Origin of the sequence: Sphingobium sp. MK2, assembly GCF_040170545.1 — a bacterium.
In the GTDB taxonomy this organism is placed as follows: Bacteria; Pseudomonadota; Alphaproteobacteria; order Sphingomonadales; family Sphingomonadaceae; genus Sphingobium.
In genome coordinates this window covers 27,207-51,834 of the sequence record NZ_JAZDXA010000012.1, presented here as the reverse complement: position 1 = coordinate 51,834, position 24,628 = coordinate 27,207, and the positions used below count along the sequence as shown (strand labels likewise).

The 24,628-nt window shown below is 64.9% G+C and carries 21 protein-coding genes and 1 riboswitch; all 21 genes read right to left on the bottom strand.

Annotation, left to right across the window (positions count from 1 at the left end):
• Nucleotides 1-27 precede the first annotated feature (27 nt).
• Nucleotides 28-399, bottom strand: coding sequence for a glycine cleavage system protein GcvH (gene gcvH / locus V2I08_RS08010; RefSeq protein WP_037480119.1), 372 nt, complete (start codon nucleotides 397-399; stop codon nucleotides 28-30).
• A 59-nt stretch (nucleotides 400-458) separates the two neighbouring features.
• Complete coding sequence (gcvT, locus tag V2I08_RS08005; RefSeq protein WP_349634628.1) at nucleotides 459-1,625, bottom strand: glycine cleavage system aminomethyltransferase GcvT; 1,167 nt, start codon at nucleotides 1,623-1,625, stop codon at nucleotides 459-461.
• 176 nt (nucleotides 1,626-1,801) lie between these two features.
• Nucleotides 1,802-1,902, bottom strand: a riboswitch (glycine riboswitch).
• A gap of 243 nt (nucleotides 1,903-2,145) precedes the next feature.
• The gene (locus V2I08_RS08000) at nucleotides 2,146-3,288 is read right to left on the bottom strand and encodes a deoxyguanosinetriphosphate triphosphohydrolase (RefSeq protein ID WP_349634627.1); all 1,143 of its coding nucleotides are present in this window, start codon (nucleotides 3,286-3,288) and stop codon (nucleotides 2,146-2,148) included.
• A gap of 11 nt (nucleotides 3,289-3,299) precedes the next feature.
• The gene (locus V2I08_RS07995; RefSeq protein WP_349634640.1) at nucleotides 3,300-5,192 is read right to left on the bottom strand and encodes an SPOR domain-containing protein; all 1,893 of its coding nucleotides are present in this window, start codon (nucleotides 5,190-5,192) and stop codon (nucleotides 3,300-3,302) included.
• A gap of 163 nt (nucleotides 5,193-5,355) precedes the next feature.
• The gene (gene ftsZ / locus V2I08_RS07990) at nucleotides 5,356-6,771 is read right to left on the bottom strand and encodes a cell division protein FtsZ (RefSeq protein ID WP_349634626.1); all 1,416 of its coding nucleotides are present in this window, start codon (nucleotides 6,769-6,771) and stop codon (nucleotides 5,356-5,358) included.
• Nucleotides 6,772-6,878: 107 nt separating this feature from the next.
• The gene (gene ftsA, locus V2I08_RS07985) at nucleotides 6,879-8,165 is read right to left on the bottom strand and encodes a cell division protein FtsA (RefSeq protein ID WP_349634625.1); all 1,287 of its coding nucleotides are present in this window, start codon (nucleotides 8,163-8,165) and stop codon (nucleotides 6,879-6,881) included.
• A 5-nt stretch (nucleotides 8,166-8,170) separates the two neighbouring features.
• Nucleotides 8,171-9,115, bottom strand: a complete 945-nt coding sequence (locus V2I08_RS07980; RefSeq protein ID WP_349634624.1) for a cell division protein FtsQ/DivIB — start codon at nucleotides 9,113-9,115, stop codon at nucleotides 8,171-8,173.
• Nucleotides 9,108-10,058 carry a D-alanine--D-alanine ligase gene (locus V2I08_RS07975; RefSeq protein ID WP_349634623.1) on the bottom strand — a complete coding sequence of 317 codons (951 nt, stop codon included), beginning with the start codon at nucleotides 10,056-10,058 and terminating at the stop codon, nucleotides 9,108-9,110. The genes V2I08_RS07980 and V2I08_RS07975 overlap by 8 nt, the downstream gene beginning before the upstream one ends.
• Nucleotides 10,059-10,194: 136 nt before the next feature.
• The gene (gene murB / locus V2I08_RS07970; protein WP_349634622.1) at nucleotides 10,195-11,115 is read right to left on the bottom strand and encodes a UDP-N-acetylmuramate dehydrogenase; all 921 of its coding nucleotides are present in this window, start codon (nucleotides 11,113-11,115) and stop codon (nucleotides 10,195-10,197) included.
• Nucleotides 11,085-11,282 (bottom strand): hypothetical protein, encoded by a 198-nt coding sequence (locus V2I08_RS07965; RefSeq protein ID WP_349634621.1) that lies wholly within the window; start codon nucleotides 11,280-11,282, stop codon nucleotides 11,085-11,087. The genes murB and V2I08_RS07965 overlap by 31 nt, the downstream gene beginning before the upstream one ends.
• A complete protein-coding gene (gene murC / locus V2I08_RS07960; RefSeq protein WP_349634620.1) occupies nucleotides 11,282-12,709 on the bottom strand; it encodes a UDP-N-acetylmuramate--L-alanine ligase in 1,428 nt (475 codons plus the stop codon). Before murC ends, V2I08_RS07965 begins: the two co-directional genes overlap by 1 nt.
• 154 nt (nucleotides 12,710-12,863) lie before the next feature.
• On the bottom strand, nucleotides 12,864-14,030 hold the full coding sequence (murG, locus tag V2I08_RS07955) for an undecaprenyldiphospho-muramoylpentapeptide beta-N-acetylglucosaminyltransferase (RefSeq protein WP_349634619.1): 1,167 nt from the start codon (nucleotides 14,028-14,030) through the stop codon (nucleotides 12,864-12,866).
• Entirely contained in the window at nucleotides 14,027-15,229 is a 1,203-nt protein-coding gene (locus V2I08_RS07950) for a putative peptidoglycan glycosyltransferase FtsW (RefSeq protein WP_349634618.1), read from the bottom strand. The genes murG and V2I08_RS07950 overlap by 4 nt, the downstream gene beginning before the upstream one ends.
• Before the next feature lie 44 nt (nucleotides 15,230-15,273).
• On the bottom strand, nucleotides 15,274-16,737 hold the full coding sequence (murD, locus tag V2I08_RS07945; RefSeq protein WP_349634617.1) for a UDP-N-acetylmuramoyl-L-alanine--D-glutamate ligase: 1,464 nt from the start codon (nucleotides 16,735-16,737) through the stop codon (nucleotides 15,274-15,276).
• Nucleotides 16,734-17,807 (bottom strand): phospho-N-acetylmuramoyl-pentapeptide-transferase, encoded by a 1,074-nt coding sequence (mraY, locus tag V2I08_RS07940; RefSeq protein ID WP_310221774.1) that lies wholly within the window; start codon nucleotides 17,805-17,807, stop codon nucleotides 16,734-16,736. Before mraY ends, murD begins: the two co-directional genes overlap by 4 nt.
• Entirely contained in the window at nucleotides 17,807-19,189 is a 1,383-nt protein-coding gene (gene murF / locus V2I08_RS07935) for a UDP-N-acetylmuramoyl-tripeptide--D-alanyl-D-alanine ligase (RefSeq protein WP_349634616.1), read from the bottom strand. Before murF ends, mraY begins: the two co-directional genes overlap by 1 nt.
• 115 nt (nucleotides 19,190-19,304) lie before the next feature.
• Nucleotides 19,305-20,750 carry a UDP-N-acetylmuramoyl-L-alanyl-D-glutamate--2,6-diaminopimelate ligase gene (locus V2I08_RS07930; protein WP_349634615.1) on the bottom strand — a complete coding sequence of 482 codons (1,446 nt, stop codon included), beginning with the start codon at nucleotides 20,748-20,750 and terminating at the stop codon, nucleotides 19,305-19,307.
• Complete coding sequence (locus V2I08_RS07925) at nucleotides 20,747-22,462, bottom strand: penicillin-binding protein 2 (RefSeq protein WP_349634614.1); 1,716 nt, start codon at nucleotides 22,460-22,462, stop codon at nucleotides 20,747-20,749. The genes V2I08_RS07930 and V2I08_RS07925 overlap by 4 nt, the downstream gene beginning before the upstream one ends.
• Nucleotides 22,462-23,115 (bottom strand): colicin transporter, encoded by a 654-nt coding sequence (locus tag V2I08_RS07920; protein WP_349634613.1) that lies wholly within the window; start codon nucleotides 23,113-23,115, stop codon nucleotides 22,462-22,464. The genes V2I08_RS07925 and V2I08_RS07920 overlap by 1 nt, the downstream gene beginning before the upstream one ends.
• Nucleotides 23,112-24,077 (bottom strand): 16S rRNA (cytosine(1402)-N(4))-methyltransferase RsmH, encoded by a 966-nt coding sequence (gene rsmH, locus V2I08_RS07915; RefSeq protein WP_349634612.1) that lies wholly within the window; start codon nucleotides 24,075-24,077, stop codon nucleotides 23,112-23,114. The genes V2I08_RS07920 and rsmH overlap by 4 nt, the downstream gene beginning before the upstream one ends.
• Entirely contained in the window at nucleotides 24,074-24,571 is a 498-nt protein-coding gene (locus V2I08_RS07910; RefSeq protein ID WP_349634639.1) for a division/cell wall cluster transcriptional repressor MraZ, read from the bottom strand. The genes rsmH and V2I08_RS07910 overlap by 4 nt, the downstream gene beginning before the upstream one ends.
• Nucleotides 24,572-24,628: the final 57 nt, after the last annotated feature.

Below are 24,628 nucleotides of genomic sequence, written 5' to 3'. Positions count from 1 at the left end.
TGAAAGGGAGGGGCTTATTCTCATGCGTTAAAGCGCAGCGACGAACGTCTTATACGCCGCTTCGGTCATCAGCCCTTCCAGCTCGCTCATGTCGGTGATGCGCAGCTTGAAGAACCAGCCATCCTCTTCGGCATCGCTGTTCACCAGCGCAGGCTCGTCTTCCAGCGCGCCATTGGCTTCGACGACTTCGCCCGAAATAGGCGCATAGACGTCGGACGCGGCCTTGACCGATTCCACGACCGCAGCGTCATCCCCCTTGTCGAAGGTCGCGCCTTCGACCGGCAGTTCGACGAACACGATGTCGCCCAATTGTTCCTGCGCAAAGTCGGTGATGCCGACCGTGGCGATCTCGCCCTCGACGTCGATCCACTCATGTTCTTCGGTAAAATAACGGCTCATGATGATACTCCCGGAATGATGTGCTTGAAAATCATGATCACAAAAAGTCGAAACAAGAATCAGGCGACCGCGCGGCGATAGCGATGCGGCACGAACGGCATCGGCACCACCGTCGCGCTGATGCGCTTGCCACGCACATCTATCTCCAGCGCGGTGTCGAGCGCGCTGTGCGGCAGGCTGAGCCAGCCCATCGCAATCGGCGCACCAAGGCTCGGCGCAAAGCCGCCCGACGTCACTTCCCCGACCAGATTGTCACCGACAAAGATTTGCGCGCCTTCCCGCGCGGGCAAACGCCCCTCGATCTTTAGCCCCACGCGCTTCGTGCCGGGGCCATCGGCCAGTTCCTTCATCACCCGGCCATGGCCGATGAAGCCGCCCTCTGTCCGCCGACGCTTGCCGATCGCAAAGCCCAGGTCCGCGCCGATCGTGCTGACGGCCGGTGTCAGATCATGACCATAAAGCGGCAAGCCCGCCTCCAGCCGCAGCGAGTCGCGCGCGCCAAGGCCGATCGGCTTGACCTGGCGGAGCGCACACAGCGCATCGGCAAAGCCCTCAGCGGCGTCCGCAGGCAGGCTGATCTCGAACCCGTCCTCGCCGGTATAGCCCGACCGGCTGACCCACAGCGTCACGCCATTCCAGTCAAACGCGCCACACTGCATGAAGGTCAGGTCCGCCGTCTCCGGCACCAACGCGGCCATCGCCTCGCCCGCCTCCGGTCCCTGCAACGCCAGCAGCGCCTGCTCGTCCATATGGTTCATCACGACCTCGTCGGGCAGATGCTCGATCATCCAGGCCATGTCGTCATATTTGGTCGCGCCATTGACGACCATATAGATCGCCGCGCCATCGAACGCGCCATCGGCGGGGCGCGCGACCATCAGGTCGTCGAGAATGCCGCCATCCTGATCCAGCAGCATCGAATAACGCTGGCGACCGGGCTTCAGCCCTTTGATATCGGCTGGCAGCAGCACTTCCAGCGCTTCGTCCACGCCCTCGCCCGAAAAACCGATCTGCCCCATATGGCTGACATCGAACAGCCCGGCATGTTCGCGGGTCCAGCTATGTTCGGCCATGATGCCATCATAGTGGATCGGCATATGATAGCCCGCAAAGCCGACCATGCGCGCGCCCTGCGCACGATGCCAGGCGTCGAGCGGCAGCGCTTCAAGCGGCAAGGCCTCCTCAAGCGTGGCGATATCGTCGTTCGAGTCATAGGTGGCGGTCATCGGACGGCCTTTCCGTGAGAGGGTTGCAGCGACGTTCAGCCCGGCCCGCACCGGACCGCTTCTGTTCGTCACCCCCTCTGTCACGGGAACCTGAGAGCTTTGACCAGCGGCCTTGCGGCCACATGGCTTACCCCTTCGGTGGGACGAGATGACCCGTCCGCTTTCCAGAGTGCCTTGCGCGCGATGCGGTCCATTGGCCTGAGAGATTCCGGGGCGGTTGCTCCTTCGGCGACGGGGACGGCCTCAAAGGCCACCCATGCTCTCCCGCATCATGCCCAGCGCCGAATCCTCGACGCCGGAGACATCCAAGGCATTGCGACAAAGGACAGGGCACGTCAATCAGCTAAAAGATCCTCCCCTTGGGGCTGGATAGCTGCGGCGGGCAGCATGTCGGAAGCTACGCCTATCTCGCCAACCCCACCCCGTTCGGGCTGAGCCTGTCGAAGCCCCCTTCCTTTCTTCAAGAAATGCCCTTCGACAAGTTCAGGGCGAACGGAAGACGAGGGCAGCCATTCACGGCCTACCCGAAAATCTCCGCATGCCGCTTCTCGGCATAACGGTCCGTCATCCCGGCAATGAAATCCGTGATGTGGCGGCTACGCTCCGGTTCGGCCAACACGCATTCGTCGCGCCATTCGGGCGGCATCAGGCCCGGCTCTGCCTGATAGGCACGGAACAGATCGGTCACGATCACCCGCGCCCGGTCGGCCGCCGCCAGTTGCTCTGGATGATGATAGAGGGTGGCATACATGAAGCGCTTGAGGTCGCGCTCCTGCGCCGCCAGCTCCGGCGAGAAGCCAACCAGCGTGCGGCCCAGCGCGCGCACATCCTCGACCGTTTCGACCCGCGATTCCGCGATATTCGCTCGCGTCGCCGCCAGCAAGTCATTGGCCATCACGCCGATCTGCTCGCGCACCAGTTCGCGCAGCAGGCCATCCTGCGGCACGTCGGGATAGCGGGTCCGCACCCGGTCCCAGCAGGAGGCGACGAACGGCACCTCCAACAATTGCTCCAGCGTCAGCAACCCAGCGCGCAATCCATCGTCAATGTCATGATTGTCATAGGCGATATCGTCCGAAATCGCCGCCAGTTGCGCCTCCAGCGAGGCATGGCTGGTAAGGTCGAGCGGAAACAGCGCATCCAGTTCGCGCATCGCCCAGCCGGGATGCTCAATCGGCCCATTATGCTTGGCCAATCCCTCCAGCATCTCCCAACTCAGGTTCAGCCCCTTGAAGCGCGGATAGGGGCTTTCCAGCAGCATGAGCGTACGCAGCGTATGGGCATTATGGTCGAACCCGCCATGATCCTCCATCGCCGCTTCCAGCGCGTCCTCGCCTGCATGGCCGAAGGGCGGATGGCCGATGTCGTGCGCCAGACATAGGGCTTCGGTCAGATCCTCGTTCAGCCCCAGCGTCCGCGCCGTGGTGCGGCCGATCTGTGCGACCTCCAGACTATGAGTCAGGCGGACGCGGAAATGGTCGCCATCGGGCGACACGAACACCTGCGTTTTGTGGCGCAGCCGACGAAAGGCGATCGAATGGATGATGCGGTCGCGGTCGCGTTGAAAAATGTCACGCGGCCCGCGCACCTCGCCGCCCGGTTCGGGATGGAGCCGTCCCCGGCTGGCGGCGGGGTGGCAGGCATAGGGGGCAAGGATCGTCATGGGACGTCCTCTTACTGACCGCCCAGCCTTTCGACCACCTCTCCCGCACTGCTTTTCCACGCAAAAGCATCGCCACCGGCTGCCTTGATCTTGTCCTCCAACGTCTTGGCGCGGGCGAAGTTGGGGAACGGTCCGACCAGCAGGCGATTGGTCTGGCCCCAACTCGCGCTCCATCCATCCTGCCCGGACAGGCTGTCATATTTCTTGCGCAACGCATTGAGCGTGAAGGCCAAGCCCGACTTGCTCGCACCGATGCCGATCTGCAGCCAGTTACGCGACGGATTGTCCGCCAGCTTCTTCTTTTCTTCCGCTTCCTTCTTCGCCTTGGCGTCGGCTTCCGCCTTAGCCTTGGCCAGCGCTGCCTTCTTCACCTTGTCGGCGGCCGCCTGCCGTTCGGCGCGACGCGCCGCCTGCAACGCGGCGATCTCCTCCAGATCGACCGCCGCCACACGCGCCTGTCGCTCAGCTTCGGGCACGTCGATCGCCCGGATGATGTCGGCCAGCGTCCGCGTCGCCGCCGGGTCGGGCTGTGGCGGCGCAGCGGGCAAGGGCTGGACCATGGCGGGCTGCGCGCCTGGCTGCGCCTGGGTGGCGGGCGGTGCCGATGGGGTCGCAGCAGGCGTCGCCGCTTGGGCCAGCGTAATGGCGTTGAGCTGCGATCCGGTGGTCGAAGGCTGTGACGGCGGCGCAGCGGTCTCAACCGATTCGAATCCGGGCGCTGGTGGTCCCTGCACCGCCGGGGCCGCCGCACGCGCTTGCTGCTGCGGCGGCGCTTGGGTCGATGGCAGCGATTGAACCGGAGCCGACGGAGGCGTGGACAAATCTGGCGCAGGCGGCGTGCGGGTGGCCGAGCCCGTCCCCGATGATGCGGTCGGGATGGGCTGCACCATCGGCACAGGTGCCGGGCTCGATGGCGACGGCGCAGCCGGTGTGGGCTGAACCATCGGCGTGGGCGTGGGCTGAGCCGTGGCGGTGGTCCGCTGTTGCGTCTGCGCTTGCGCCATGGCCACGCGGGCAGGCGTTTCGGCACGGGCCAGCCGAGCCGCTTCGCGCCGCTGGCGTTGCTGTTCAGCCCGGCGCGCGCGCGCATTTGGCGGCGGGCTGGTTGGTGCGGCGGCAACCGTGACCGGCTTTGCTGGCGTAACCACCTGCGGCCCAACGGGAGCCGGAGGCGTCGGAGTGATCGCCGCAATGCTGGTGCCCGTCTTTGCCGGAAACTGCCCGAAATGCACGGCCGCTGCCTTTTGCGGCGCGGTCAGATAAGGCATTTTCTGCATATAGGGGACGATCGCCGCTGCTAGTTGCGCGGGCATGGTCTGGTCGGCCACCTTGCGCGCCTCGGCCTGCTGGTTGTTCATCGCCAGGATGAACGCCCGATAGCGCCACGCCGCCCGGTCGCTCTTGTAGAGCAAAGGCTCCAACGCCCGCTCCGCCGCCGCCACTTGGCCCGATATGCCCAGCGACGCGGCATAGCGGCGGATCAGTTCGGCGTCATTGGGCGTCCGCTGCAACGCGGCCTGATAGTCGCGCTGCGCCCCGGCCTGGTCGCCGGTCATGTCCCGCGCCAGCCCGCGATCGGCCAAAATCGTCGAGTCCGCAAAGCCCAGCCGCCCCGCCTGATCGAACAGCCGCACCGCTTCCGCCGGGTTTTGCAGCTTCAGATTGACCCGCGCCAGCCCGACCTTGATCCGGCCATTGCCGCTCGTGATCGTATCGGCACGGGCAAAGAAACCCGCCGCCGCACGCGGATCATCGAGCGCCAACGCCGCCTCCCCCGCCCCGATCAACGCATCCACGTCGCGCGGATTGGCCGACAGCCGCGCCAGATTGCTGTTGAGGTCGGCGGCGCCGAGGGGACGGACCAGTTGGGCCTGGTCGGTTTGCGCCTGGGCGGTTCCGGCCATCAGCAGGCCGCCAAGAATCCATGAAAGATATTGTGTCACATCCGCGCTCTAGCGGATCAATGTGCGAATAGGAAATCGCCCAAACAAAAAAGCGCGCCGTGCTGCCCCATAGGACAGACGGCGCGCTGCATGACCGGCGCGGCGTGGGCCGCGCGCGATGATCTTACTGGTTGTTCTGGCGGTTCAGGAAGCGGGGAATGTCGACACCGGCGGCGTCATCGCCACCCGGCACCTTGTCCGCACCACGGGTCAGGCCCGCCATCCGCTCGAACAACGTACCGCCGCTCGCGACCCGCGGTGCGGCAGGGGCTGCGGCTGGCGCAGCATTGTCCGCACCCAGCACCAGTTCGTCCTGATCCGGCCCTTCGTCGGAGAACACCGCCGCAGGCTTGGGCGCAGCGAAGGGCGCGGGGGCCGCTTCGACGGGCGCAGGCGCGGGCGGCGCGGGGACGTCCAGTTCCAGCGTTTCGGGTTCGGGCACAGGCGCTGCAACCGGCGCAGGCTGCGGCGCGGGCGCGGCGGCCTTGGGCGCGCCACCCTGCTGCGGCACCGACACGGCCGGACGGCTCGCGAAGCTGAACGGCTGCGTCAACGGCGCGGCATGGTTGCCGATCTCATTGTCGATGCCGGTGGCGACCACCGACACGCGGATCTTGCCATTGAGGTTGTCGTTGAACGCGCTGCCCCAGATGATGTTCGCGTCCGGGTCCACCAGTTCGCGAATATGGTTGGCGGCTTCGTCCACTTCCATCAGGCGCATGTCCTCGCCGCCGACGATGGAGACGATGACGCCCTTCGCGCCGCGCATCGACACGCCGTCGAGCAGCGGGTTGGCGATCGCCTTCTCGGCGGCCTGCAAAGCGCGGCCGTCGCCTTCCGCTTCGCCAGTGCCCATCATCGCCTTGCCCATTTCGCCCATCACCGACCGCACGTCGGCAAAGTCGAGGTTGATGAGGCCGGGCATGATCATCAGGTCGGTGATGCTGCGCACGCCCTGCTGCAACACTTCGTCCGCCATCTGGAACGCTTCCTTGAAGGTCGTGTTCGGGTTGGCGATCAGGAACAGATTCTGGTTCGGAATGACGATCAGCGTGTCGACATGCTTCTGCAACTCGTCAATGCCGCTTTCCGCCGACTTCATGCGGCGGTTGCCCTCGAAGGTGAAGGGCTTGGTCACGACGCCAACGGTCAGGATGCCGCGCTCGCGCGCCGCCTTCGCGATGACCGGGGCCGCGCCGGTGCCGGTGCCGCCGCCCATGCCAGCGGTGATGAAGCACATATGCGCGCCTTCCAGCGCCGCTTCGACCATGGCGATGGTTTCTTCCGCCGCCGCCTTGCCGATTTCAGGACGCGATCCTGCGCCCAGACCCTCGGTGATCTGCGGCCCAAGCTGGATGCGGCGTTCGGCCGGCGAGCTGTTGAGCGCCTGCGCGTCGGTATTGGCGACGATGAAGTCGACGCCCTCGACATTCGCGGCGATCATGTTCGCGATGGCATTGCCGCCCGCGCCGCCGACGCCGATCACCGCGATCCGCGGCTTCAGTTCGTCCACATGCGGTGGGCTGATTTCAATGCTCATATATTCTGCTCCCTCAGCTTCCTCGTCAGGAAGCGAAACCGTCATTAATTGTTAACACCAGAAAATAGGGGATTTCACCAGCTATTTTCGTTTCATTCCAAATTCGGTCAATAGTTTGTCTTCATTGCGCGCATCATCCGCTGCCACCAGAGCGGAGTCCCAAGACGATGCACCGTCTGCGGCGACGGCGCCATCGTTCGGAGATCAACCGGGTTGGAAGCACCGTAAAGCGCCAGACCCGCCAAAGTTGCAAAGGCCGGGCCACTATGCGCTTCGGGCATGGCGGACAAGCCCCGTGGCCGCCCGATCCGCACCGCGCGGCCCAGCGCGCCCTGCGCATAATCGGCAATGCCCTTCATTTCCGCGCCGCCGCCGGTCAGCACCACCTGCCGCCCGGTCGGCGTGTTGAAGCCCATGCCCGCCAGCGCCATATTCACTTCGGCCATGATCTGGTTCAACCGTTCGCAAATGACGCCGACCAGCGCCGCGCGGGTGATCTTGCCGCCCTCCGCGTTCGGCCCAGCCGCCTGCCCGGCCGCCGCACTCTCGCCATGCGGCGGCGCGATCTCGATCATCTCGCGGAAATCGCGCGGATTCTGCATCGCCGAGCCATAGAAGCATTTGATCCGCTCCGCTTGGCTGCGACGAATGCCAAAGGCTGATGCGATATCGTCGGTAATGTCCGCCGCGCCGATCGGGATGCTATGCAGCCCCACCAACATGCCGCCCGCATAGAGCGAGACATTGGTCACCCCCGCCCCGATCTCCACCAGCGCCACGCCCAGGTCGCGCTCCTCTTCGGACAGGCAGGCAAGCCCGGTCGCGATCGGCGCGGCGACTATCGAATTGACGTTCAGATAGGCCCCGCGCACGCAAAGGTCGAGGTTGGCGAGCGGCGCGCCATCGGCCAGCACGACATGGATATCCACGCCCAGCAGGTCGGCATGCATCCCCAGGGGCTTTTTCACCGGCACCCGGCCATTGATGGTGAAGCAGGTCGGCTGCGCATGCAGCACGACCCGGCCATCGGGGTCGATACCCTGCTGCCCCGTCGTCAGCAGATCGTCGATATCCGCCTGCTCGATGCGATAGCCCGCCATGTCGCGCTCGACCGTGACGACATCGCTGACCAGGCTGCCGCCTGAAAAACTGACCCAGACATCCTCGATATTGGTGCCCGCGACCCGCTCGGCCTGCTCGATCGTTTCGCGCACCGCCAGCTCCGTGCGCTCCATGTCAGCGATGAAACCGCGCCGCACGCCCCGGCTCTCGCGCTGGCCCGTGCCCAATATCGCCAGCTCGCCCGTGTCGGTGCGCCCCGCGATCAAGGCGGAGACCTTCCACGACCCGATATCGATCGCGGTGATCAGCTTTTCGACCTTGGGCTGCGCCATCGGGTTTAGCCCTCTTCCTCCGCGGGCGCAGCGCTCGCGGTCTTGCCATCGGTGGCCATCGGCTTGTCCTCGACCTTGCCCTGCGGCAAGCGCAGAACGAAACGATCGGGGTCACGCATGTCGAACTTGACGATCCCGCGTCCCAGCAGGCGGTTGACGCCATCCATGCGCGCGAAATTCACCAAAGCGGCGGCGCTGCCCTTTTCGCCTTCGGGCAGGGACAAAGTTTCGCCCGACTGGAAACGCAGATCCCAGCGGCGATTGCCGACCCAGGTCGCCCCCGCCAGCATCGGCTTCAACGCCGGCGCATTGTCCATCAGCGCATTCAGCCCTGCCGTCTGCCGATTGGCGTCCGGCCCCACCACCAGCGGCAGGTCGGGCATCGCATTGGCCGACACAGGCTGCAGCACCACACCCGTCACATCGATCAGGTGCAGTCGCCCGCCATGCTGCCACACCGCCACCGGATCGCGCTCGACGATGTCCACGACCAGTGTATCGGGCAAGCGGCGGGAAATACGCGCGTCCTTGATCCAGCCGAGTTTCAACATCTCGCTGCGCACTTTGGGCAGGTCGAGCGAGAGCATCGACCGATCGACCTGGCCGAGCGCGATATTATAGACCGGCAGCTCGTCCATCCGCTCGACGCCGCGCACTTCGACCTTATCGACCTCGAATCCGGCGCGCGCGGCCAGCAGCGCCGCCTGCTTGTGCGCCATGGCGGGCACGCCGAAGAACATTGCGACACCGACCACGCCCGCGCCGAAAATGCCGACGATCGCCCAACTGGCCATGCGTTGCAGCGTCGCTTCGCTGACCGGCAGCGCCTCGATCACCCGGTCCAGCGTCGATTGCCGCTTGAGCGTGCGACCACGCCGACCCTTGGCTGCCTTGTCGCGCGCGCTGCTCAATCGCGTGGAGCCGCCCCGTCTGATGCGTGTCTCAGCCATGTTCCGTCCCCCCGGCGCGCGACAGCGCTTCTGCGACAATAGTCTCTACCAACGTGGCATAGTCAATGCCCAGCTTCGCCGCCTGTTCGGGGACGAGGCTGAGCGGCGTCATGCCCGGCTGGGTATTGACCTCCAGCAGATAGAGCCCCTCGATCCCCTGTTCATCGTCCCAGCGGAAATCCGCGCGCGACGCCCCCTGGCACCCCAGCAACTGATGCGCGCGCAGCGCGATCGCCTTGCAGGCTTCGGTGATGTCGGGCGGAATATCGGCGGGGCAGACATGCTCGGTCATGCCATCGGTATATTTGGCATCGAAATCGTAAAAGCCGCTCTTGGGGCGCAATTCCGTGACCAGCAGCGCTTCATTACCCAGCACGGCGGTCGTCAATTCGCGCCCGCGAATATAGGGTTCTGCCAGCAATTCGGAAAAATCCTGCCACGGGCCGACACTGTCGCGACCGATGGGATCGCCATAATTGCCCTCCGCCGTGACGATCGCCACGCCGACCGAACTGCCTTCGTTGACCGGCTTCAATACATAGGGACGCGGCAACGGATCGCTCGCAAACAGGCTCTCGCTCGCCACGATCTTGCCGCCGGGCATGGGAATGCCATGCGGCACCAGCGCCTGCTTGGTCAGTTGCTTGTCGATCGCGATGACCGACGTCGCCAGCCCCGAATGGGTGTAGGTCAGGCCCATCAGGTCCATCATCCCCTGCACCGTGCCATCCTCGCCCGGAACGCCATGCAGCGCGTTGAACACGACATCGGCCTTGGCCTCGGCGAGACGCGCGGCGACATCGCGATCCATATCGATCCGCGTGACCCGATGCCCACGCGATTCCAGCGCCTTGGCAACGCCCTCCCCGCTCATGAGCGAAACCGGCCGCTCCGCCGACCAGCCACCCATCAGCACGGCGACATGCCACGGAACACGGGTCATGCCATTCCTCCCCGGCACGGGGAGGGGGACCGCTGGCGAAGCCAGTGGTGGAGGGGGCGTGCAGCGGGGCGAGCCCCCTCCGTCAGGCCTCCGGCCTGCCACCTCCCCGTGCCGGGGAGGAATTGGCTACCCATCATCACTTCCGCACCCCCACCCGCTGAATTTCCCATTCCAGTTCCACGCCGCTCTTGTCCTTCACCCGCCGCCGCACTTCTTCGCCCAGCGCTTCGATGTCCGCGCTGGTGGCGTCGCCCAGGTTGAGCAGGAAATTCGTATGCTTCTCGCTCACCTGCGCGCCGCCCAGTTGCAAGCCGCGACAGCCCGCTTCATCCACCAGCGCCCAAGCCTTGTGCCCGTCCGGGTTCTTGAAGGTCGATCCGCCAGTCTTGCTGCGCAGCGGCTGGCTGGCTTCGCGCGCGGCGCCGATCCGGTCCATTTCCGCCTGGATCGCGGCCGGTTCGCCCGGAACGCCCCGGAAGCAAGCGCTGACCACAACCGCCCCCTCCGGCAGGGTCGAGTGGCGATAGCTATAGCCCAGTTCATCCTTCGAGAGCGTCACCCGCTCGCCCGACCGCAGCACCACGTCGCACGACACCAAAATGTCGCATGTCTCGCGACCATAAGCGCCGCCGTTCATCCGCACGAACCCGCCGACCGTGCCGGGGATGGAGCGCAGAAATTCCAGCCCCGCTATGCCTTTGTCCCGCGCGGTCGACGAAACGAGAATGCCCGACGTCCCGCCGCCGCAGACCAGGGTGGTCGCGTCCAGCGCCTCGACGGTGGCAAAGGGCTTGCCCAGCCGCACCACCACGCCCGGCACGCCGCCATCGCGCACGATCAGGTTGGAGCCAAGGCCGATCGCCATCACCGGCACCGCCGGATCGAGCGCGGACAGCAAATCGGACAGGTCCTGCGCATCCTTCGGCTCGAACAGCCATTGCGCCGCACCGCCCGCCTTGAACCAGACAAGCGGAGCCAGCGGCGCATCGGGCTTGATCGTGCCACGGACAGCAGGCAGGGCCAGGCTCAACCGCGCACTCCCCACATATTCATCCATTTTTTCATGGACTTGATGCCAGCCGCTTGCGCCTGGGTCGCGGCCATGCCGGCCTGTACGTTTTGCTGTGCGGCATCGATCATGTCGCGCGCAACTTCGACGCCCTGCATCTGCACGTCGATCATCCGTTTCTGCATTTCCAGGCCAACGGCGAACAGTTCGAACATCAGACCGCTTCCTTGACCTTGGCGGACACCGCCGCCGCAAGGCCCGCCGCCCATTTGGTGATGTCGCCCGCGCCCAGGCAGACGATCATGTCGTCCGGCTGAATGTCGGCGGCGATCGCATCGACCAGGTCTTCCATATCCGCCACGGTCGAAGCATGGCGATGCCCCCGGCGCTTCAACCCCGCGACCAGCGCCGCGCTGTCCACACCCTCGATCGGCTGCTCGCCAGCGGTATAGACGGGCGTTGCGTAAACCATGTCCGCATCGTTGAACGCTTGCTGGAAATCATCCATCAAATCGCGCAGTCGCGTGAAGCGATGCGGCTGCACCACGGCGATCACGCGACCCTGTGCGCCTTCGCGCGCCGCCGCCAGCACCGCCTTGATCTCGACCGGATGGTGGCCATAATCGTCGATCACGATCGCGCTACCACCCCCGACCGCAATCTCGCCGACCTTTGTGAAGCGCCGCTTGACCCCGCCAAACTTGGCAAAGCCCGTCTGGATCGTCGCATCGTCAATGCCCATGTGCAGCGCCACGCCGATCGCCGCCATGGCGTTCAACACGTTATGCCGCCCCGGCATCGGCATCTCGATGCCCTCGATCTTGCGCGTCGATCCATCGCGCTCGCGCACCTGAATGTCGAAGCGGTTGCCGCCGGGGAAGCTGACCACATTGTCGCCGCGAATATCGGCCTGCGCCGAAAAGCCGTAGGTGACGATCCGTCGGTCCTGCACCCGCGGCAAAATCGCCTGCACTTCGGGATGGTCGAGGCACAGCAACGCCGCGCCATAGAAGGGCACATTGCCGACAAATTCGACAAAGGCGTCCTTCACCCGGTCGAAATCGCCATAATGGTCGAGATGTTCGGGATCGATATTGGTGACCACCGCAATCGTGCCGTCCAGCCGCAGGAAACTGCCGTCGCTCTCGTCGGCCTCCACCACCATCCAGTCGCTATTGCCGAGCCGCGCATTGGAGCCATAGCTGTTGATGATGCCGCCATTGATGACCGTCGGGTCCACCCCGCCCGCATCGAGCAAGGCCGCGACCATCGACGTCGTCGTGGTCTTGCCATGCGTGCCCGCGACGGCAACGGTGGATTTCAAACGCATCAGCTCGGCCAGCATTTCGGCGCGGCGAATGACCGGCACGCGCGTCTCCAGCGCCAGCTCGACCTCCGGGTTGCCCCGCTTGATCGCCGTTGATGTCACCACCACGGCGGCATCGCCCAGATTTTCCGCCTTATGGCCGATCATCACCCGGATGCCCTTGGCGCGCAGCCCCTCGACCACATAGCCCTCGGCGACATCGCTGCCCTGAACATCATAGCCCAGATTGTGCATCACTTCGGCAATGCCCGACATGCCGATGCCGCCAATGCCGATGAAATGGATCGTGCCGATGTCCGTGCCGACACCCTTCATGAGCGAAATTCCTTATATACTAAACCGTTCGGGCTGAGCCTGTCGAAGCCCTGCCCTTTCTTTTGAACGAGAGCCGGAAAGAAGGATGGCCCTTCGACAAGCTCAGGGCGAACGGAGATTGGTTGCAAACCGAACGGAGAAAGGGCATCCCGCTTCACGCCGGAACTCCCGCGAGATTCAACGTCGTCGGCATCGGCCCGACCCGCACCGGATCATTGACGATCGGCGCATGGCCGATGCTTTCCAGCAGGTCCGCCATATCGCGTGCGGCGTTGGGACGGCCGCAGCCCCAGGCGCGCTTGGCGGCGTTCTGCAACGCGCCCGGCTCCATCGCCATCTTCTGCATCTGCTTGGCCAGTTCGACGGCGGTAAAGCGCGCCTGCGTGATCGTGCGCGCGCCGCCCGCCTCGGTCATCTCGCGCGCATTGGCGGTCTGATGATCGTCCATCGCACTCGGCAGCGGGATCAGGATCGCAGGCCGCCCGGCGCAGGTCAGTTCCGCCAACGTCGATGCCCCCGCCCGCGCGATCACCAGATGCGCCCAGCCCAATTTCTCCGGCACGTCATTGAAATAGGTGGCGAGGTCGGCGGGGATTTCCATCTCCGCATAGGTTTTGCGGACCCGCTCAATATCCTCGGCGCGGCATTGCTGCGTCACCTGCAAGCGGCGACGCAGCGCGACCGGCAGCATCGACAGGCCTTCGGGCACGACGCTCGACAGGATGGACGCCCCCTGGCTGCCACCGATCACCAGCACCCGGAACACGCTTTCGTCGGTCAGCGCCGGGAAATCCTCGTCGCGCAGGGCTTTGACCTCCTCGCGCACCGGGTTGCCGATCAGATGGACCTTCGCATCATATTTGGGCTTGAGCCGCTCGACCCCCGGATAGGCGGTCGCGATCGCATCGACCCGCCCGGCGAGCAGGCAGTTGACCCGGCCCAGCACAGCATTTTGTTCATGGATTGCAGTCGGGATGCCATCGGCAAGTGCCCCCAGCAACGCGGGCATGGCGGGATAGCCGCCAAAACCGACCACGGCGGTTGGCCGGAACGTCTCGTTCAACCGTCGCGACATGGCGCGCCCGGCGAGGATCGCCTTCAAAGCCCCCGGCCAGCTTGCCGGGTTCTTCGTCATGCGCCCCGCTGGCATGATATGCACTTGCGCCCGGTCGAAGATGCCGGGAATCTTCGCGCCCCGCTCATCCGTGACCAAAGCGACATGATGGCCGCGCGCCATCAGCTCTTCGGCTACCGCATGGGCGGGAATCATATGACCCCCCGTCCCGCCAGCGGCCAGGACGAAGTGACGGGAAATGCTCATCGACCACTCCATTTGACGACCGTATGCCGACCCATGAAGGGGTTGCGTCGCGTGAAGGCGAGCAACAGGCCGACGCCGATACAAAGCGCGAGCATAGAGGAGCCGCCATAGCTGATAAAGGGCAGCGTCATGCCCTTGGACGGAAATATCTGCGCATTGACGCCCATATTGATGATCGCCTGCAATCCGAACTGGGTGGTGAGGCCTGCAGCGGCCAAAATGGTGAACACATCCTCTTCGTCCAGCAGGCGCAGCAGCACCCGCACGATGATGGCAAGATAGACGCAAGCGATGGCAATGCAGGCGAGCAGCCCGAACTCCTCGCCGATCACCGAGAAGATATAGTCGGTATGCGCTTCGGGCAGGCGGAACTTATGCTGGCCCCCGCCCGGTCCGACGCCGGTAAAGCCGCCATGGGTGATGGTGCGGAAAGCAAGGTCGGTCTGGTCCGGCCCTACGCTCTTGTCCACGCCGATGCCGAGGAAGTCGTTGAAGCGCTGGCGCCCATTCTCATAGAACATATAGGCCGCCACCAAACCCGCGAGGCCGGCGCCGATCAGCGCGCCGATCGCCCGCATCGACACACCCGACAGCAGCAGCAACACGCCCCAGCAGGCGCAGAAGATCACCGTCTGGCCGAAATCGGGCTGGCGCATAAGGACCAGCGCGATCAGCGCCGTGGTCACGCCCGTCAACGGGATGACAGGCAGGGTCTGGTCCTTGCCGCGCAGCGACAATAGCCAGGCCAGCGTTACGACATAAGCGGGTTTCAGAAATTCCGACGGCTGGAAGCGAAAGCCGGGCAAGTCAATCCAGCGCTTTGCCCCGTTCACCGTACTGCCCAGCAGCGGCACTGCCAGCAGCATCACGAAGAAGAACACCGCCATGAAGGTTGCCAGCCGCCGCGCCTGCGGCCGGGGCAGCATGGAGATGACCAGCATGATCGGCAGGCCGATCAACACGAAAAAGAGCTGGCGATAGAAATAGACGAGCGGATTGACCGCGATCTGCGCGGTCGACCGATCAATCGCGGCCACCGGCGAGGCGGCAGCGACCGCCACCAGCCCGATCGCCATCAGCGCGACGATCAGCGACAGGAGGACGCGGTCGATCTCCCAGAACCAGATGGCGAGCGCGGTGCGTTCGCGCGGCACGGTGCGGGTGCGAAACCCCTTCACCAGGTCGCCAGCTCTAGACATGCGTGTCGTCCCTTCCCTGTTCATGCCCCGCCCCCCGATGCCGTCTAATCGAGCGCCGCGACGGCGGCGGCAAACGCCTCACCGCGCGCCTCGAAATCGCGAAACTGATCGAAACTGGCGCAGGCAGGCGACAGCAGCACCACGTCGCCGGGCTGCGCAATGCGCGCAGCGCGGCGGACGGCGGCGCTTAGCATCTCGCTATCGTCCACCGCCATAGAGCCGCGCAGCAGGTCGGCGAACATATGCCCCGCTTCGCCGATCGTATAGGCATGGGCGACATTGCCGAAATGGGGCGCACATTCGTCCAGATTGTCGGACTTGGCAACGCCGCCCAATATCCAGTGGATGCGGGGCTTGCCGTCCTTTGCGGGCCAGGCGGCGAGCGCGGGCGCGGTCGAGGCGGCGTTGGTCGCCTTGCTATCGTTGACGTAGAGGACACCGTTACGGGTCGCCACCGCCTGCATCCGGTGGGGGAGACTGGCGTAGGTTTTTAGAGCCTCGCTTATATCCACCTCTGCAATTCCAAGCGCTGAACAAGCCAAAATCGACGCTATAGCGTTCTCGGCGTTGTGCGGTCCCTTCAGCGCTGGCCAATCCTTTTGGGTGCTTAGATGATCGCGAGCAGTTGTCTGCCCGTTCTCATCGAAAGCACCCCAAAGTTCATAGGGATCGTCGACATCATCACTATAGTTGGTCCAGATTTGATAGTCATGCTGGTCTGCAAGCTGATGATATAACTTCTGACCAAACTCAGTATGCCAATTCAGCACACCGACATGAGGCGGCTTCATCATATCAAAAAGCCGCAGCTTCGACGCCACATAGCCCTCGAACCCATTATAGCGGTCGAGATGATCCGGCGTGATGTTGAGCAGCACCGCGACGTCGCAGTCCAGGCTGTAGGTCAGGTCGATCTGATAGCTGGACAGTTCCAGCACATAGACGCCCACCCCTTGCAGGTTCGGCTCCAACGGCGGCTGGCCCAGCACGGGCAGACCGATATTGCCGCCCATGGTCGTGGGATAGCCCGCCTGTTCGATGATATGATGAATGAGCGCGGTCGTAGTCGACTTGCCGTTGGTGCCGGTGATGCCGACGACCTTGTGCGGCGGCAGGGTCGGCCGGGCGAGCGCGAACAATTCGATGTCGCCGATGATCGGCACGCCAGCGATCTTCGCCCGCATCGTGATGGGATGCCGATTGAGCGGCACGCCCGGCGACACGACGATGCCGTCAAAGCCGGTCAGGTCGATCTCCATGGGATCGCCGATTTCCAAAATTCCGTTCGTTTCGAGCGAAGTCGAGAAACCCAGCTCCGCGCGATCGTCTCTCGACTTCGCTCGATACGAACGGCCAAGGGCTATCGCCGCCTCGCGCGCCGTTTCCTGACTATCCCAGGCCACGACCCGCGCGCCGCTGGCCAGCAGCGTTTCGACCGTGGCAAGCCCGGACCGCGCCAGCCCCAGCACGGCATAGGTCTTGCCCGCAAAGACGTCCGAAACGATCATCGCAGCTTCAACGTCGCAAGACCGGCGAGCGCCAGCACGAAGGCGATGATCCAGAAGCGGATCACCACGGTCGGTTCGGCCCAGCCCAATTGCTCGAAATGATGGTGGATCGGCGCCATCTTGAAGACGCGCTTGCCGGTGCGCTTGTAGAAGAACACCTGGATGATGACCGACAGCGCCTCCACGACGAACAGGCCGCCGATGATGCCCAGCACGATCTCATGATGCGCCGTCACCGCAATCACGCCGATCGTCCCGCCCAGCGCCAACGACCCCGTATCGCCCATGAACACGGCAGCAGGCGGCGCGTTGAACCACAGGAAGGCTAGCCCTGCGCCAATGATCGCACCGCACAGGATCGTCAGGTTGCCCGCGCCCGGCACATGCGGGATGCCCAGATATTCGGCAAAGTCCGCGCGCCCGACCAGATAGACGATCAGCATGAAGGCGAGGCTGGCGATGATCACCGGCATCGTCGCCAGCCCGTCCAGCCCGTCGGTCAGGTTCACCGCATTGCCGAACGCCACGATCACGAAGGCGGCAAAGCAGAAATAGAATGGCCCAAGCTCGATCGCCGGGCCATTGTAGAAGGGCACATAGAGCGCGGTATTGCCATGGCTGTTGACGATCATCCACGCCGCAACGCCCGCGATCAGGAACTCGAACGCCAGCCGCATCTTGCCAGACAGCCCTTTGTGGCTGGCCTTCGTCACCTTGTCATAATCGTCGAGGAAACCGATCGCGCCGAAACCCAGCGTCACGAACAGGCAGGCCCAGACATAGGTGGAGGACAGGTCCATCCACAGCAGCACCGATATGATCATGGACGTCAGGATCATCAGGCCGCCCATGGTCGGCGTGCCCCGCTTAGCCAGATGGGTTTGCGGGCCATCATCGCGAATGGGCTGCCCCTTACCCTGGCGCACGCGCAGCCAGCCGATGAATTTGGGACCGATCACCAGACCGATGATGAGAGCGGTGAAGATCGCCGCGCCCGCGCGAAAGGACAAATAGCGGATGAGGTTGAAAATACCCTCGAAATCCATGGTCTGGGCAAGCCAGTACAGCATCAGTCTTGTTCTCCGTCGGCAAGGGCCGCGACCAGCCGGGACAGGCCGATACCGTTCGATCCCTTGACCAGCAGCGCGTCGCCCGCGCGCAGTTCAGTTTGGATGAGGGGGATGGCGCTCGCCGTATCGGCGACATGCGCGAAGGGCAGCATGTCGTCCAGCGCATCGGCGAGTGGCTGCATTTCCGCGCCGACCAGGATGACGTAATCGATCCCATTGTCGCGCAGCACAGGCGCGATGTCGGCATGGAGTTCCGCGCTGCGACTGCCCAGTTCCCGCATCCCGCCCAGCACCGCCAGCCGCCGCTCGGCCGTCTCGCGCCCCAATTGCCGCAGCGTCGCCGCCATCGACAGCGGATTGGCATTATAGCTTTCATCGATCAGCAACGCCGTGCCGCCGCCAACCGAGACGGTCCGCCGCTCGCCCCGGCCCGGCAGGCCCGGCATCTCGGCCAGCGCCAGACCCGCCGCCGCCAGATCGCCGCCTACCGCATCGACCGCCGCCAGCACCGCCAGCGCATTGGACACCCAATGATCGCCCGGCGCGGCGACCGTGAAGCACAGTTCGGCGTCGGGGAGCTTGGCCGTGACCAGCGTGCCACCACCCGGCGCGGGCACCGTTTCGCGCGCATGGATGTCGGCCTGCGGGCTGGTGCCAAAGGTCAGGATGCGCGCGGCATGCCGCTCGGCCTTGTTATAGAGCAATGCCACATGCGGGCTGTCATAGGGGATGATCGCGGTGCCGCCCGGCTCCAACCCCTCGAAAATCTCCGCCTTGGCCTCGGCGATCGCTGCTTCGGTGCCGAAAAATTCGATATGGGCGGGCGCGATGGCGGTGACGATGGCGACATGGGGCCGCACCTGCCGAGTCAGCGCGGCCAGTTCGCCCGCATGGTTCATGCCCATTTCGAACACACCGAACGCCGCCGCGCGCGGCATCCGCGACAGGCTGAGCGGGACGCCGACATGGTTGTTATAGCTTTTGACCGAGCGGTGAACTTGCCCCGGATGCGCGCGGTCCAGCGCTTGAAACAGCGCTTCCTTGGTCCCGGTCTTGCCGACCGATCCAGTGACGCCGATCACCTTGCCACCCATGCGCTTGCGCGACGCGCGGCCCAGCGCTTCGAGCGCGGCGGCGCTGTCGGGCACCAATATATGGGGATGATCCACCGGCTCGCTGACGATCGCCCCGGCCGCGCCCTGGGCAAAAGCCTTGTCGAGGAACTTGTGCCCGTCGGTCGCCTCGCCCTTCATCGCGACGAACAGGTCGCCATCCGTCACTTCGCGGCTGTCGAACGCCACGCCCGAAACGGCAAACGGCGCCGACGCGGCGCCGCCCGTTGCCTGAGCGATATCTGCGGAGGTCCACAATGGCTCCGTCACGCGCCCTCCTCCCCGTTCGCTTCGAGCAGCTTCGAGCGAAGTCGAGAAGCGTCCGTCGAGAAGGCAGCGCATAGTTCTCGACAAGCTCGAACCGAACGGAGGACGGATGGCAGGCTCACTCCGCGCACTCCCGCGCTACGGTCACGTCGTCAAAGGGCAGCACCCGATCGCCGATGATCTGGCCCTGCTCATGCCCCTTGCCCGCCAGCAGCACGATATCGTCCTTACCCGCCTGCGCGATCGCGGCGGCAATGGCAGCGCGTCGCCCACCGATTTCCTCCGCCCCACGCGCGCCCGCCATCACGGCGGCACGGATCGCAGAAGGCTCTTCGGAACGCGGATTATCATCCGTCACGATCACATGGTCGGCCAGCTCCGCCGCCACCTGCCCCATCAATGGCCGCTTGCCCGCGTCCCGATCCCCGCCCGCGCCGAACAGCGCGATCAGCCGCCCCTTGGTATGGGGGCGCAGCGCCTCGATCGCGGCTTTCAGGCCGTCGGGTGTATGCGCATAATCGACATAGACCGGCGCACCCGTCTTGCTGATGACGGCCCGTTCCAGCCGCCCGCGCACGGGTTGCACCCGGCCCAGCAGTTCCAGCACCTTGGCGACGTCCCCGCCGGTCGCGATGACCAGCCCGGCTGCGGTCAGCGCATTGGCGGCCTGATACGCGCCGATCAGCGGCAGGTTGACGGTGTAGCGCTCGCCCTCGACCTCGATCTCCAGCAATTGCCCCAATTGCGTCGGCGTGCGCGAGACGAGGTGCAGCGCCTCCCCCTTCTCGCCGACCGACAGCAGTTTCAGCCCGCGCGTCGCGACCCGCGCGATCACCTTGTCCGACCAGGCGTCATCGGCCCAGACCACGGCCGCGCCATCCGCCGCGACGACTTCGTCGAACAGCCGCATCTTGGCGTCGAAATAGCGGTCCATGTCGCCATGATAGTCGAGATGGTCGCGCGACAGGTTGGTGAAGGCCCCCGCGACGACCGGCAATCCTTCGGTCCGATACTGGTCCAGCCCATGGCTCGACGCCTCGAACGCGGCATGGCTGACGCCCTCACGGCGCAGGCCCGACATGTTGGCCAGGAAAGTGACGATATCCGGCGTGGTGAGACCCGTCGAAACCTGATCGACCGATGTGGTGACGCCCAGCGTCCCGATGGAGGCGGCATGATGCCCCATCATCCGCCACAATTGCCGCGCCAGTTCCACGGTGGATGTCTTGCCGTTGGTGCCGGTCACCGCCACGGTCACATCGGGGAAAGGCGCGAAATAACGGGCGGCGAGTTGCGCGAACAGGCGGCGCGGATTGGCGTGCGCGATATGGATCGCACCCTCGACCACTGCTTGCGGCCGAGCAACCACGGCGATCGCGCCTGCCCTCACCGCATCGGCAATATAATCCTCGCCATTGACGCGCAGCCCCTGGAACGCGCCGAACACCGTACCGGGCGCAACCTTGCGATTGTCGATCGCGAAACCCGTGACATTCCGGTCGCAGTCGGCGTCTGGCGCGACTTCGGCCTCCAGACCGTCGAGTAAAGTTCCCAGCCGCGTCATGGTTTCTCCCCCTTGGGCTTCCACAGCAGCGGCATCAGGTCCGAAATATCCACGTCGCGCCGCTCGTCAGGCATCACGCCCAGCATCGGCCCCACCCGCTCCACCACGCGCTTGACCACGGGTGATGCGGTCCAGGCGGCGGTGCGCAAACCGAACGTCTCCGCATTGCCCTTCGGCTCGTCCATCATCGCCAGAACGACATAGCGTGGATTGTCCATCGGAAAGGCAGCAGCGAACGTCGTCACCAGCGAACTCTTGTTATAGCGACCTTCTTCGGGCTTTTCGGCGGAGCCCGTCTTGCCGCCCACCCGGAACCCCTTGGCGTCGGCGCTGCGACCTGTACCCTCCGCAACGATCATCCGCAACAGTTGGCGCATCCGCGCACTGGTCGCGGCGGAAAAGACGCGACGCCCCTGCGGCACATCATCCGCATCCAGCTTCTGCAACGTCGCAGGCCGCCAGAGACCACCATTGACGAGCGCGGCATAGGCGCTGGCGAGATGCAGCGGCGTCACCGCGATGCCATGGCCGTAGGACACCGTCATCGTCGTGATCCGACCCCAATTGGCCGGCCACAACGTTCCCGCGCGCTCCTTCAGTTCGATCGGCGCGCGCTGGTCGAAATGCAGGTTGCGAAACAGCTCCTGCAATGGTGCCGCGCCCAGTTCGTCGGCAATACGCGCGGTCGCGATATTGGAACTGTGCACCAACGTTTCAGGCACATTGATCCACCGCCCCATCGCATGGTCGTCCTTGATGCGGAACCCGCCGATAGGAATAGGCGCGGTCGCGTCATAGCGCTTGCTCATGGAGGTCACGACGCCCTTATCCATGGCAGCCGCGATCGACAGCGGCTTGAAGGTCGACCCCAGTTCGTAACGCGCCTGCACGATCTGGTTGCACAATGGCGACTGGCTGCAACTTTTGCCCTCATAATGTTGCAGCTTGTTGGGATCGAATACCGGGATGGACGCCATGGCGATCACTTCGCCGGTATTGACGTCCAGAATGATGCCGCCCGCGCCACGGGCGCGCTGCGCCACCATCTGCGCGTAAAGCTCGCTTTCCAGCGCGCCCTGCACCCGGCTGTCGATCGAGACGGCGAAGGGCTTGCCGCGCAGCGTCGCGTCGGTCAGCCGATCGTTGAAGGCGGACTCGACGCCCATGCCGCCCACGCCTTCGCTATTGGGCGCAAAGCCCAGCACATGCGCGCCCAGCGTGCGCTGCGGATAGAGCCGTTCCTTTTCGCGCGGAAATTCGATGCCGATTTCGCCCAGCGCATTCACCGCCGCCACCTGCTCAGGCAACGCGCGGCGGCGCAGATAGGCCCAGCCCTTGCCGGTCAGCTTCTTGTAGAAGACCGCCTGATCCTCATCAGGAAAGATGTCGTGCAGCTTGCGCGCCAGTTCGGCCGGTTCACCGATCAGCCGGGAAGGGCGCACTGCCACCGAATAGGCATCCATTGTCCGCGCCAGCGGGACGCCATTGCGATCGACAATGTCCGCGCGCGCGGGCAGGAATGGGGACAGCGCATCATCGCCCCGACCGCTCTGCGTGAAGATACCCACCCAGAAGAGTCGACCGATCACCACCATGGTGATGAGCATGAACAGGATCAGCAGCAGCATCAGCCGATAATGTGCAACAGCGGTCAGGCTGACACGCTGCCGCCCGACACGGGCATGGCCGGGCTGGACGATGATCGTGGCCATCAGCGTGCCTCCTTCCTGCGTTCGCGCGCTGCCTTGGCGCTCAAATCGCCCAACGTACTGTCATCCAGCAGCTTGGCGTCGAGCATCGCCATCCGTTCCGCCTTGCGCGCGACCGGATTGGGCTTCGACACATCGGCATCGACCTTGGCCTGCACCGCAGGCGTGCGTGGCAGCGTGGCCTTGGCCAGCTTCTCGACATTGTCGGCGGCATGGGCTTCGCGAATGACGGCGATGTCGCTGCGGATCTGGGTCGCGGCGGGACTGGCGGGCGCGGCTTGCGGCGCGGACGGCAGGTCGGCGGGGGTTTCGACCATCGCCACCATCACCGGCGGGGCAATATAATTGGGACCGTTAGGCTGCACGCCGTCCAGTTGCGCCAGCGCCCGCTCACCCGCCAGATATTGTCCGGCAGTCGGCGTCGCGTAGAGAAAGTCATGCTGGTTCCAGCTTTCCAATTGCCGCATCGAAGCGCGCGCGCTGAATTCCGTTTCGAGATAGCGAATTTCGCCCTGCGTCCGTGCTATCTGCGCCCGCACACGCATCAGTTCGTTGCGCTCGGTCGCAACCTTGAGCGACACCATATAGGCCCCCAGCGCGCCCAGCGCGACCAGGATCACCCAGATCAGGCTCTGCAACCTCTTGACGGCGATCATGGACGGGCACTCCGGGCGGACGGGACAACAGGGGATTGGGCAACGGGGGCAGCGGTGCGGACGGCGCTGCGCAATGTGGCCGATCGGGCGCGGGGGTTGCGCGCCAGTTCCGCTTCACCGGCCCGCACCGCCTTGGCCGGCTTGGCGAAGGTCGGCGCGGCGCTCGCCTGCTTTTCGGGCATATGGCGCGATCCGCCCCCCTCGCCCCCGCTGCGATTGCGCAGGAATTGTTTGACGATCCGGTCTTCCAGGCTGTGGAAAGTGACGATCGCCAGGCGACCGCCCTCCTCCAGCAGCGCCTCGGCCGCTTCCAGCCCGCGCTCCAGCTCCTCCAATTCGCGATTCACATGAATGCGGATCGCCTGGAACGTGCGGGTCGCGGGGTCTTTCTTGTCATGCGGCTTGTGGCCCAGCGCGCGACGCACGACGCTGGCAAGCTGCGCCGTGCGCTCCAGCGGGCGCGCCATCACGATCGCGCGGGCGACCCGGCGCGACCGTGGCTCGTCGCCATAGCGATAGATGACGTCGGCAATCTCTTCTTCAGCCGCTTCGTTCAGGAAGTCGGCGGCGTTCATCCCCGCCTGGCTCATCGTCATGTCGAGCGGACCGTCGGACTGAAAGGAAAAGCCGCGATCGGCCCGGTCGAGCTGCATCGAGGATACGCCGATATCGAGCGTCAGGCCCGACACCGACTCGATGCCTTGCTCTGCCAGCAATTCGCGCATCCGCGAAAACTCGCCTGCGATCAGCAGGATGTCGTTCGCCTCTGCCACGGCCTCGCCTTCGCGGATCGCATCGGGGTCGCGATCGAAGGCGATGACGCGCGCGCCCTTGCCCGCCATGGCGCGCGAATAGCCGCCGGCGCCGAACGTGCCGTCGACATGGATTTCGCCCGGCACGATGGCCAGGGCGTCCAAAACCTCATCAAGCAGCACGGGGATATGCGGAACGGTCTCGCTCACTTGCCGCCCTCTGCCGCGCGCGCATCGAGCCAGCGCTTCGCCTTGTTGCGGATGACCGCCGGACGATCGGGGCTGGCGACCAGCGCCTTGGGGTCCCAGAGCTGGAAATAGAGGCCAACGCCCAGAAAGAAGACCGCATCTGTGATACCGACTTCTTCCTTGATATCGGGGTGCAGGAAGAAGCGGCCACCATCGTCGAAATTCACGTCCTCGATCATGCTCAGGCGGTTTTCGCGCTCCAGATCGCCGTTGAAGGGCCGGTTCGCCTCGCGCGCCAGCCGTTCCAGTTCGGCGACTTCGTCGAAGAGGAACTGCTTGTGCGACAGGCCAAAGCCGGTGGCGCAGCCATTGGCCATGTGGATCGACAGGCACAGCCGGTTCTCGCCGCCGCTGGCCTGCTTGACCTGCCTGCGCATCTCCAGAGGCAGCACGAACCGGCCTTTGCCGTCCGCGACGCTGATCGCGTTGCCTGAATAGAGAATTGCGTCCGACACGGCGACTAGCGGCCCCTTTTCCATGGGGCACAGATTTCCTGCCCACGGAACCGCGAT